Source organism: Microcoleus sp. B4-C2, from assembly GCF_036705265.1.
Taxonomy (GTDB): domain Bacteria; phylum Cyanobacteriota; class Cyanobacteriia; order Cyanobacteriales; family Microcoleaceae; genus Microcoleus.
Genome location: NZ_JAUBUB010000069.1, coordinates 1 through 12,134, shown reverse-complemented (window position 1 = coordinate 12,134; position 12,134 = coordinate 1). Strand labels below are relative to the sequence as shown.

Below are 12,134 nucleotides of genomic sequence, written 5' to 3'. Positions count from 1 at the left end.
TGTTTTATTTCAAGCGGATGCTAGGAAAGCTTGATATAGCGATTCGATACTCTGCGACTCGGCAGAAACATCAGCCTCCAATTTTTTCAACCGCTGCGATTCAGCCTGACAATTAATCTCGCGAGATTCCTTTTGTTCCAGCAAATTATCTAACTCAGCTTTCCGAGAATTGATATCACCATTCATGCGATCGCCCACTTCTCGTCCGTAAACATCAAAACACTCTTTCACAGCATCGTGAATCGGCTGCCACTGCTCTTGAGCCACCTGCGGCAGATATTTAACTAGCTCTTTTTTCGCCGCTTTCACCAACTGTTTATGAGCTCCGTCTGCTTGCAAAACCCCAACACCCATCCCCAACAAAGCCAAGTACAGCGGCCCCAAAACAATCCCCGTCAAACTAGCAAGAATCGTACTGACGCTCAACACAGTAATTAAGTTTAGCAGGATATTTTTCCAATCAAAACCTGCTCCTGCCATTGCTACGCCTGCCAGATTTCCGGTCGTTAACGAGAACAATCCCATCGCCCATTTTGCCCAACTGGGCGAGTTATCTTCGTTCGAGTTGCTGACTGCTGCTGGTATTTTTTGTCCCGTTAGTTTTTCGGTGATTTTTTCAGTCACTTTCGTGTAAGATGCTCCGTAATTTGCGGCACTTTTCGAGAGTTGCGAAAATGCTGAATTCATCTCTTGTTCGGCCGTGAGAGTCCAAGCTGCTAGTTTGTCATTGATGTACTGCTCGAATGCTCGTTTGAGCGATGCTTCAAAAGCTTCTCGCTTGCCTTGGCTGAAGAAATCCAGAAATCTCAGTTCAGGTTGATACCGTAAGAAATCTGTTTCAAAGGTATTTTCTAAGTTGAGAACGTAGGTGCGGAAAGAATCTGCGATCGCCCGCGATTTACTATCTCTAACTTCGATAATTTCTTGTTGAAATTCATCGCGAATCTGAGTCAGCTTTTTAAACTCCGGCTCAACTGAATTAATCTTTTCCTTCAACTCATTGACATCGCGATCGAGTAATGGTAATCTGCGCCCAACAGTTTCGCGGACACGAGCAGAAATTTGACGCGCCAAAGTCCTCGCCGGACGCAATTCCGAAATCGCTCTTTCCTGGGTCAAAAACGTATTTAGTGCCGCCATAAACTCTGGAAAACCAGTTCCTGTCAAATCCGCATCCGGGTTTTTCATCCGCAATCTGAGCGCCTTAATTGAGGTAATTGCAAACACTCGCTCGTCGTAAATGTCGTGGCCTTCTGTTAAACAATATTCAGCCAAATTAGCTTGAAAAACCCGCCGCAGTTTCCCTTCTGCTTCTGCCAATTCTTCAGGATCATCCGGGTCAATCAAACTTTCCCGCACCTGATCCCAAGCATTTATCAGGAAGAAAATGCTCAATCCGCGATTTTTGATGTAATTTTCTAGATAGCGTCTTTCGCCCATTGTGCAAGGCTGAGTGGCTCTAAGTACAAATAAAATAGCGTGGCAGTTGTTGATGTAACCGAGAGATAATTCATTCCGGGCTTCTGTATCGTTCAGTCCGGGACTGTCTACTATTTCTATGCCTTTTTCTAGCAAAGGTAAGGGATATTCTACTACGGCGCAATCGATATCTGGAAATGCTGGTTTCTTTTCTTCTTCTAAGCGTTTTGCCTCAGCGGGGTCAATTGTGTAGTTCTGTTTAAAACTTTTAAAATCTAGCTGTTTTGGGCTTTTGCCGTCATTGAAATAAACGGTGACTTTTTTTTCTGAACCGTAGCGCAAAATCGTCAGCAAAGCTGTACAGGGGTTTACGTCGCTGGGCAGTAAGTTTTCGCCGATTAACGCATTGAGAAAAGTGCTTTTACCGCGTTTCATGTCGCCTAGCACTAGCAGCCGAAAGACTCCTTGGCGCAAGTTTTTACTGGCGATATCAATGTCGGCGTTGTCTGTTTCTAAACCGAGTTTTCCCGATGCTTCTCCTCCTGCTAATTCTGATTGGTTGATGGCTGTGGCGATGTTGCTGAGGCGAGTGGCAATTTCTCGGCGGACGGCGGCTACTCGCTCTAAATCGTTGAGAAAGTTGCTAGTTTCTACTTTAAGGTTCATGGGTATTTCCTGATAGTTTCCTGCTTGAAATTCTCAACTTTTGTCTTCTTCAATAAACATTTTGTAAGCTATGAAAGCAATGCCTCCCACTATCAGCGCGGCTGCCAGCCAAGATGCTATGCGAACTGCAACGATAACAGCAATGACAATGCCTGTAAATTGAGCGGCTGCTATAATTTTTCTGCGCCACTGTTTGAGTTTGCCGTTAACTTGGCTGTCGGGTTCTTGGTACTTGCTTGTTAGATGTTCGGGCACTGAACGGTCAATTTCGGCTTCTAGTTCGCGGAGCCGAATTTCTTGTTCGCGCTTCCGCAGTTCTTGTTCTTTGCGCCGGAGTTCTCTGGATTTGTTGTCTGGAGAATTCATAAATTTTAGCCTGTTTTTAGCTGAAAAAATGTGTTATTTATTGTCAATGTTGCGGAGCGATAAGTTCTCTACGACTGTAACTCACCTTTTCCGGCGTGTCGAGAAATGTTAAGAAATTTTAAAAAGGGCGATTCCCTACGGGATAGCTACGCTGTCGCGCATTTAAATTGTATATTCAGGGCGGGCGGGACGCCCACCCCACCCCACAAGACGGGGAATTGTTTTTTAACAGACAATTTAAATGTAGAACAGCTTACGCTTCACGACTAATTAAGCCGATCGCCCTACGCCCTAGATTAGCCGCTGCCAATCATCAATAGCCTTCGGGGCCGATAGTAGTGCGATCGCACTCAGCTTCCGACAAATCAACCGAGCGCGATCGAAATAAGTTGCAGCCCGCTAATAGAGCTTTGGTTAACTTTGCTTTCTCCAAATTAGCTCGGCTCAAATCCGCATATCTCAAATCGGCATTCGTCAAATCTGCATTGTACAAATCCGCACCTTGCAAATTGGCTTTCTGCAAATTAGCACCTTGCAAATTGGCGTGACGCAAATTTGCTCTTGATAAGTTGGCTCTTGATAAAGTTGCTTCCGACAAGTTAGCTTGATAAAGTTGAATGTCGCCCAATTCAGCATCTTGCAAATCAGTTTTATAAAGATTAGCTTGAGTCAAGTTTCCGTAGGGCAAATAAGCTCGCCTCAGAACGCTACCAGAAAGATTGATTTCTGTCAAATCTGCTTGAAACAAGTTGTGTTCACTTAAGTCAACGGCGTTAAAGTTTCGCTCGCCCTCAGCATACTGAGCAAGCAATTCCTCAGCGCTTAGCTTTTGCATTTTCATTCCTCATGACGACAGCTACTGCAGCCAATCCATAACAGTAATTAATGGTTATTATTCTGCGTATTTATACTTATGACTCTTATTATGTTAAGCTTGTGTAACAACAGTCGCATTTTTTCTAAGATTTTTTTTATATTTGTAAATTTCTGCCTTGCTCAACCAGTAAGCGGTTAGTAATGTCAAGATCGATCGAGAAACCAAAGCCAATCCTCTACTGAAATATGCCAGAACTTCCTCTCTCCATTGCTCAGCACTACCACGAACGCACCAAATACGATCCTGAAACCATTGCTGCTAAAAGCAAACAGCTAGATTGGACAGAGCAACCTGTTCCTTTCAAAGAATATAAAATTGGAGCGTATTTTGACCTCAAGCCTTATCTAAAAGACCCCTCAGAGGATGCCGATGCCGATCCCGATGCCGCTTGGTGGCATCGGTTATCTAGCTTGTTGCTGTGCAGCTACGGGTTGACGGCGAAAGTGCAGACGGTAGACGACAGCTACCTGTATTTGCGATCTGCACCGTCGGCGGGTGGACTCTACCCAGCAGAGGTTTATTTAATCTCTCGTGGCACTGCCCAGTTGCCGGCCGGACTCTACAATTATCAGTGCAGAACTCATTCACTTGTTCATTTTTGGGACAGTCAAGTTTGGCCATCATTGCAAGCAGCTTGTTTCCAGTCGCCAGCGCTAGAAAATACCCAATTGGCGATCGCCATTACCACTGTTTTTTTCCGTTCTTCTTGGCGTTATGAAGACCGAGCTTATCGGCGAATTTTTCTAGACACCGGCCATTTATTGAGTAATATTGAGTTAGCTTGCGCCGTCAACGATTACCGACCTCACCTGATTGGAGGATTCGCCGACGAAGCTGTCAATGAATTACTGTACATCGACTCGGAGCAAGAAGGAGCGATTTGTGTAGTTGCTTTAGCCGACTTGCTAGATATTGACCAAAACTTGCCTAAATTTAAAACAGCTTTGCCCGGTAATAGCACGACAGATTACCCGAAAATTTCCGAAGGTCAACTGTTAAAATACCTTCACAAAGCCACGCATTTAGAATCAGACCCTACCGGATCTGATGGCTGGAAACTTGATGAAAGTGAAGGGGAATTAGAGGATAAATACAACTTTCCATTTTGTACTAAAGTTTCGACTGTCACTCCTTCGATTCCTTGGGGAGTGAACCTGGAAACTTTAGAAAACACTATGCTCAAAAGGCGTTCGACCCGTGCTTATACAGGTGCTTCTTTGAGCTTGGGCGAACTGCTAGCTATGCTCGATTTTACTTACCAGCCGCAGCACTATATCGACCAAGGATTAGACGGTAATCCAGACTATTTTGATCTAAGTTTGATCGAGACTTTTATTGCTGTTTCGGGAGTGCATGGGTTAGAAGAAGGCTGTTACTATTACGCTCCGAAAGCTCAAGAATTGCGGCAAATTCGGTTTAAAAATTTCCGCAGGGAATTGCATTTTTTGTGCTTGGGGCAAGATTTGGGCAGAGATGCGGGGGCGCTGTTATTTCACACGGCGGATTTGAACAGGGCTGTAGCAAAATATGGCGATCGAGTTTACCGCTATTTGCACATGGACGCGGGTCATTTGGGCCAGCGGTTGAATTTAGCAGCTATGCAACTGCGTTTGGGTGTCAGCGGTATCGGGGGCTTTTTTGACGATCGGGTTAATGACGTTCTCGGTATTCCTGCGGGTGAGGCTGTGCTTTATATTACAAGTCTGGGAAGACCTCGATCGTGAGAATGAGTTAGTTGTTATTTGTCAGTAGTATTGCTTCACTAAGCCCAGGCGCATCTAAATTTTACAGTCAAGTTTGAGGAAATTAGGATCGTGGATTAAATAACTTCCGTAGGTTGGGTTGAGGAACGAAACCCAACGCCACGCTTAATTGTTGGGTTTCGTTCCTCAACCCAACCTACAAAAAATGCAAGTTATTTAATTCTCATTCCTTAACATCTTACACTATTCTCAAGAACAGGCAAGATGCCTGTTCCACAAAGAGTGAAATTCTGTGTTCCACAAAGAGTGAAATTCTTGTGGGGTGGGCGTCCCGCCCGCCCTAAAAATACAACTTAAATGCGAGACAGCTTACCTATTTAATTTACTTTTTTCCTATTACTATTTGCCAATGCAAAACCTGCTAAATATTCTGTCCAGCACTGATTCTGTCACTTCTTCGCCCGTAACTTCCCCCAATGCTTGAATTGCACCGCGCAAATCTATTGTCCAGAAATCTAAAGGCAATTTATTGCTAATAGTATCCGTGCACTGTTCCAGAGAAATTTTAGCTTTGGTTAACGCCGCTGCTTGCCGCTGGTTGATGGCTAAGTCTGAGTTTGCTGCTTGCAAATTTCCCCCGCTGACGGCATCTAATATTGCTGTTTCTAAGTCTTCTATGCCTCGATCGAGGGCGGCGGCTGCGGTAACTATGCGGTGAATTTCAGAGGAAAAAGGTAATTCGGGGAGTGTTTTTACTAGGTCGATTTTGTTGATAATTATAATTAGCTGGCGGTGCTTTACTTGTTCGTAAATTTCCGAATCGCCCTCTGTCCAACCTGATTGCGCGTCAATTGTCAACAAGACTAAATCGGCTTGTTTTGCTGCTGCGCGCGATCGCTCAACGCCAATTTTTTCTACCTTGTCTTCGGTTTCTCGAATGCCCGCAGTATCGAGCACCTGCACCGGAATGCCGCCCACAACTAGCTGCGATTCTACCACATCCCGCGTCGTACCGGGCAAATCCGTGACGATCGCCCGATCGCTCTTACTCCACGCATTCAACAAACTCGATTTTCCCACATTCGGTCGCCCGACAATCGCTACTTTTAAACCAGTTCTCAACAATTCTCCACGATCGGCAGTCGCCAAAATTGTTGACAATTCCTCCAAAACATGATTTATTTCCAAACAAGTTTTAGCTTCATCTAAAGGCGGTAAATCTTCCTCAAAATCTATTCTCGCCTCAATTTCTGCGAGCACGTCCAAACAAGTTGTTCTCAATTTGCGAATTGGCTGCGCTAATTTTCCTTGCAAACCAGCTAAAGCACTTTGTGCAGCAGCGGGCGATTTTGCTCCCACCAAATCTGCAATACTTTCAGCTTGAGTTAAATCCAGCCTCCCGTTCAAAAAAGCCCGCAGCGAAAACTCTCCCGGTTGCGCCAATCTCGCCCCATTTTCCAAACACAACTGCAAGACTTGCTGCACAGCCATAATGCCGCCGTGACAGTGAAATTCCACCACATCTTCGCGAGTAAAAGAACGCGGTGCTTTCATGATTAGCAATAAAGCTTCATCGACTAATTCTTGAGTTTTGGGGCGGCGGATGTGACCGTAAAGAATGCGGTGAGACTCCCAAATTTGCCCTCCTGGGGCGCGAAACAGAGTTTCGGCAATTTTTAAGGCTGCGGAACCGGAAACTCGCACAATGCCGACGCTGCCTTGTTGGGGAACTATGGCAGTCGCGATCGCTGCGATCGTTCCTCCTTTTGTTAATGATTCAGACATTTTTAATGACTCTAAGTAGAAGGAAGAAGGAACAAGGAAGAATATTTATATAGCAATAATTTGAAAGTGTTAGTTTCAGTCAGAAGGATTTAATTCCATTCCCATGCCTAACTTTTACTTTTTTTAGTTTCACGCAATAGGTTCTCCATCTTGTATGGTGTAAATATCAGGTTCGTCATGCAAAAAGTCAAAACCGCCACCGCTTTGAGTAAGCTGCATAAGTTCCTGAGTCGAAGGGTACGGGATGTTTTCTAGTAATTTTTCCGTAATCGCTAATTGCTCGTCTGCGGAGAGAGATAAGATAACTTGAATTAGGGAGTAAACCAGTTGTACGTTCATTTTAAGTCATCGGTGGCTCGGTTACTAAATTATACTATAAGTTCATGGTTTGCATCTACAGTCAACCGATACGGGCAGCAGACTGGGACTAATCTTAATGCTATAGTCCTCGACGCAGAAATTGTTTTTTTTTACGGAAATACTGCATCTCGGCTTTTAACACTGCGTCCAGGACTGCTCAAATTCAGACAAGGCTCAAAGTTTGGGCGATAGCATTTAAATTGCCAGCACCTGTAGTCCTACTACTGGTGATTTCTTCGGCTGCTTGGCACACCGGAATCAATAGCTAAAAGTTTGACACCACAGTGAGCTATCCTGATTTCATGCAATAATGGAACATTGATAGGGTAGAGGGCAAAGCATGATTGGTCAACTTCTAGACAGACGTTACCGCATCATTAAAGTCACAGACTCAAGTGAGGTGGGAAAAACTTATCTAGCAGCGGATACTCACCGTCCTGGGTATCCGCAATGCACGGTTAGAGAAATGCGACTCCCCGGCACAAGTTCGCAAACTCCAGAATTAGTCAAAGTTTTATTTCAAAGAAACGCAGAAATAATTGAAAAATTGGGAAAACACGACAAAATCCCGGAATTATTGGCGTATTTTGAGGAAAATCAAAGTTTATACTTAATTGAAGAATTTATTGCCGGTTCACCTTTAAGTCAAGAACTAATACCCGGTCAACCTTGGGATGAAGACCAAGTAATTAATCTGCTATCAGAAATATTAGAAATTTTGGTGTTCATACACGGGAAGGGTTTTATTCACCGCAGAATTCAACCAGACAGAGCGATACGGCGCGAGTCAGACGGCAAATTTGTATTGGTAGACTTTAGCTTAGACAAAGAAATTAACCCGGAACTTGCTAACTGTCATTTGTTGTCGCAAACTTCCCCGAACTCTGTTAAACGGCCTGTGGCAAAAAAACAGGATTTGGCGGCCCAGGAGTTATACGTGCCGATCGAGCAATCGAGCGGCAACCCCCGTTACAATAGCGACATTTACGCTCTAGGTACGATCGCCCAGATTGCCGTCACGGGACTCTCACCCAACGAACTGAGTGCCTTAAAAAACAACAAAAACGAAATTCCCTGGCGAAACCGGGCAACTTGTTCGCCTGCCCTAGCAGATATTATCGATCGAATGGTGCGCCCCGACTGCGAGGAACGCTATCAGGAGGCAGCCGAAGTTTTAGCAGACATCAAACAAATCGCCGTAAAATTGGAGGTTGAGCCGCCGCCAGCCACAATCATCACGGACGCTATGAGTCAACCGCGAAGACAAAGCCAAACCAAACTCCTGCTGTTGGCTGCAACAGCGGCAGCTTTAATCTTGACTGCACTGATAATTTACTTTTGGCAGAGTCAAAGTCCGGCGAGGTCAAAAGAATTGTTAGCCCGCGGCGTTATCAAGGCGCAGCAAGGTGACACAACAGGCGCGATCGCCGATTATACTCAAGCGATCGCCCTCAATGCCAGCGATGCGGAAACTTACTACAAGCGGGCAAACGCTCGCTACGACATGGGCGCAACCGAGCAAGCAATACAGGATTACACGCAAGCAATTAAAGTCAATCCTAGCCACACCAAAGCTCTCTACAATCGAGGTATGACCCGCCTCGATATCGGGGACAAGCGGGGGGCCGTGGAAGATTTCACCCAAGTAGTGCGACTCAATCCCAGCGACGGTGAGGCATACTCTCAGCGGGGTTTAGCCTACTACGATTTGGGCGACTACCCCCAGGCAATTGAAGACTACACTCAAGCAATTCGGCTCAGTCCCAACGATGCTACAGCTTACAGCAATCGGGGTTTAGCTCGATCGGCAGCAGGCGACAAAACAGGAGCAATGGCAGATTTTACTCAAGCCCTTCAAATTAGCCCCAAACAAGCTGGCGTATACTACAGTCGTGGTCGAGCGAGATTTAATCTGGCAGATTATCAAGGAGCGATGGAAGATTATACTAAGGCGATCGAATTCCAACCAGATCTCGCTGATGCTTATACCAATCGGTGCAGCGCTTACTTGAATTTGGCCACCTACGACAAAGCGATTGCAGATTGCACCGAAGGAATTCGCCTCGATCCCAAAGATGAAGCAGCTTACAACAACCGCTGCATTGCTTATCTGAATTTAAAACAATATCAAAAGGCCAGCGAAGATTGCAGTTTGACGATCGGACTCAACGGCAACAATCCCAAAGCATACAGCAATCGAGGATTAGCTCGATCGGCTTCGGGAGACAAGCAGGGAGCTTTAGAAGATTTTACTCAAGCAATTCGACTCAATCCTAGCGATGCAGTAGCTTACAGCAATCGCGGTACTATTTACTCAGAACTAAAAAATTACCCTTTAGCGGTTGAGGATTTCGCTCACTCACTGCGGCTCAACCCCAACAATGCTAGCGCTTTTTACAGCCGAGGCCTCGTCCGCCGCCAACTCAAAGACCGTGCTGGGGCGATCGAGGATTTTCAGAAAGCTGCAACCCTCTTTCTAGAACAAGGAAGAGCCGATGGTTTCCAAAACGCACAATCACAAATCAACGACCCTAAATAAACTATTAGTCACCATTCAGATGTTAAAAAAAGCAGAAAAAAGGCAGAAGGGAGAAGAAAAAAGGAAGAAACAAGAAAGCAAAATTACCAATTACCAATTACCAATTACCAATTACCAATTCCCCGTTACCAATTCTAAATTATAGATATGAACATGGTTGGTCAACTTTTAGACAGGCGTTATCGCGTAGTGCAAATTCTCAGTTCAGGAGCTTTTGGACAGACTTATTTAGCTGTCGATACTCGCCGACCGGGCCATCCTCAATGTGTAGTCAAACAACTGCGCCCTCCCAGCAACACTTCCACAGTTCTCAAAACAGCTTATCGCTTATTTAAACAAGAAGCAGAAATATTAGAAAAGCTGGGAAAACACGATCAAATTCCATTTTTACTAGCTTATTTTGAAGAAGCGAATCAATTCTACCTCGTTGAAGAGTTTGTCCCCGGACACGCCCTAAATAGGGAAATTGTGGCCGGTCAACCTTGGCGAGAAGAACGAGTGCTGGATCTGTTGCAAGAAGTGTTACAAGTTCTCGCTTTCGTACACTCTCAGGGAGTGATTCACCGCGATGTTAATCCCTCCAACTTAATCCGCCGCAAACCAGACGGCAAATTAGTTTTAATTGACTTTGGTTCGGTTAAAGAAGTTGCAAGTCACGTCAGTGACTACGATACCGAATTTCCGCGCACCATTGCTACTGGTACTCCGGCTTATATGCCGATCGAACAATTTCAAGGCAACCCGCAATTTAGCAGTGACCTCTATGCAGTCGGGATGATGGCAGTCCAAGCTATCACTGGTTTACCCGGTACGGATTTGCCAAAATTGCAAGATCCGAGTCCTTCTCATACCGGGGAAATTGTTTGGCGAAACCGAGCTCAATGTTCTGTGGGATTAGCCAATATAATTGATAAAATGGTCTGTCACCAATTTGCCAAGCGCTATCAATCTGCGGATGAAGTTTTGCTAGCTCTGAGCAAGTTGAGACACCGCCAAGAACCGATGAATCCGGCTCACAAGAAAAGTATGGCTCCCACCTTAGTTTCTTCTGATAGTTTTTCGTCACGTTTGGGAAGTCGATTTTGGTTGCTGATTTTGGCAGGCGTCGGGGCGGCAATAGTTCTGATATTTCTGTTTAGTTACTGGCGCCGCCCGAATCCGATTAAAGCTCAGGAATATTACGAACAGGGAGTGGAAAAGTCTCGAAATAAAGATGCGGATGCAGCTTTGCAGGCTTTTAATAAGTCAATTCAATTGAATCCTAAAAATGCTGAGAGTTTTTACCAGCGCGGTAATGCTAATTATGATTTACAAAAATATCAAGAAGCAATTGCAGATTATTCTCAGGCGATCGCTCTCAATCCTAAATATGTTCAGGCTTATTTTAACCGCGGCCTAGCCCGTCACGATTTTAACGACACGCGCGGGGCGATTGAGGATTACACTCAAGCTCTGAATCTCCAGCCCAAGGATGCTGATACATATTATGAAAGAGGAGTTGCTTATTTAGAACTGCAAGATTACAAGATGGCTATTCAGGATTTTAATGAAGTAATTCGGTTGCAGCCGAACCTGGTTAAAGCTTATCATTCGCGGGGGCTGGCTCGTGCTGGGAGCGGCGATTTGCAGGGGGGGATTGGAGATTATACTGAGGCAATTAAACTTGATGCTAAGAATGTTGATGCTTTTTACAGTCGGGGGAGAGCTCGCTTTCACCTAGGAGATTATCAGGGAGCTTTGGCGGATTATTCTCAGGTAATTGCGATCGATCCCAAGAGTGGAGATGCTTACGCTAATCGTTGTAGCACCCAGTTGAATTTAGGAGCGCATCAAGCGGCAATTGACGATTGTACTCAGGCAATTTCGCTAAGCGAGGAGGATGGGGTTCCTTACAACAATCGCTGCATTGCTTATTTAAATTTGAAGGATTATCCCAAAGCAATTGCCGATTGCACTCAAGCGCTGACAGTGAATCCGAATGATTTTAATGCTTTTAACAATCGCGGTTTAGCTCGCAGCGCCGGGGGTGACGCCCAGGGGGCGATCGCAGATTTTACATCAGCAATCGGGTTCAATCCCAACAATGCTGAAGCTTACGCCAATCGGGCTAAGATTTATCAGGAGTTAAAGAATTACAATAGTGCGATCGCAGATTACGTGCAAGCTATTCGGATCAGCCCGAATTATGCGGCTGCTTACTACGGTAGAGGCATGGTTCGTAGCTCCTTGGGAGACAAAGCAGGAGCCATTAGCGATTTAGAAAAAGCGGGCAAAATGTTTCTCGATCAAGGACTTACTGGCGGTTACAAAGATGCACAATTTGAGATTGAAAAACTCAAGTAGTCAATCGATTTTAGATTTTAGATTTTAGATTTTAGATTTTAGATTAAAGAATTGAAGCATTGACCCCACGGATAAA

Annotated in this window: 8 protein-coding genes; 3 read left to right on the top strand and 5 right to left on the bottom strand. The window is 45.0% G+C overall.

Annotation, left to right across the window (positions count from 1 at the left end; genetic code table 11):
- Window positions 1-9 precede the first annotated feature (9 nt).
- The 3 genes from QUB20_RS19300 to QUB20_RS19290 form a co-directional block, all read right to left on the bottom strand.
- Window positions 10-2,085, bottom strand: coding sequence for a dynamin family protein (locus QUB20_RS19300; RefSeq protein ID WP_333248455.1), 2,076 nt, complete (start codon window positions 2,083-2,085; stop codon window positions 10-12).
- A gap of 33 nt (window positions 2,086-2,118) precedes the next feature.
- On the bottom strand, window positions 2,119-2,451 hold the full coding sequence (locus tag QUB20_RS19295; protein ID WP_333245086.1) for a hypothetical protein: 333 nt from the start codon (window positions 2,449-2,451) through the stop codon (window positions 2,119-2,121).
- A 313-nt stretch (window positions 2,452-2,764) separates the two neighbouring features.
- Window positions 2,765-3,286 (bottom strand): pentapeptide repeat-containing protein, encoded by a 522-nt coding sequence (locus QUB20_RS19290; RefSeq protein ID WP_333248457.1) that lies wholly within the window; start codon window positions 3,284-3,286, stop codon window positions 2,765-2,767.
- Between the two features lie 227 nt (window positions 3,287-3,513).
- Between QUB20_RS19290 and QUB20_RS19285 the strand changes: the two genes are divergently transcribed.
- Window positions 3,514-5,052: a SagB/ThcOx family dehydrogenase gene (locus QUB20_RS19285; protein ID WP_333248459.1), complete on the top strand. Its 1,539-nt coding sequence runs from the start codon at window positions 3,514-3,516 to the stop codon at window positions 5,050-5,052.
- Between the two features lie 378 nt (window positions 5,053-5,430).
- Here QUB20_RS19285 and mnmE read toward each other — a convergent pair whose 3' ends face one another.
- On the bottom strand, window positions 5,431-6,816 hold the full coding sequence (gene mnmE, locus QUB20_RS19280; RefSeq protein WP_333248461.1) for a tRNA uridine-5-carboxymethylaminomethyl(34) synthesis GTPase MnmE: 1,386 nt from the start codon (window positions 6,814-6,816) through the stop codon (window positions 5,431-5,433).
- Between the two features lie 129 nt (window positions 6,817-6,945).
- On the bottom strand, window positions 6,946-7,155 hold the full coding sequence (locus tag QUB20_RS19275; protein WP_333248463.1) for a hypothetical protein: 210 nt from the start codon (window positions 7,153-7,155) through the stop codon (window positions 6,946-6,948).
- 361 nt (window positions 7,156-7,516) lie between these two features.
- On the opposite strand from QUB20_RS19275, the gene QUB20_RS19270 reads away from it, so the two are divergent.
- A complete protein-coding gene (locus QUB20_RS19270) occupies window positions 7,517-9,715 on the top strand; it encodes a tetratricopeptide repeat protein (protein ID WP_333248466.1) in 2,199 nt (732 codons plus the stop codon).
- Window positions 9,716-9,868: 153 nt separating this feature from the next.
- Window positions 9,869-12,058, top strand: a complete 2,190-nt coding sequence (locus QUB20_RS19265; protein ID WP_333248468.1) for a tetratricopeptide repeat protein — start codon at window positions 9,869-9,871, stop codon at window positions 12,056-12,058.
- Window positions 12,059-12,134: the final 76 nt, after the last annotated feature.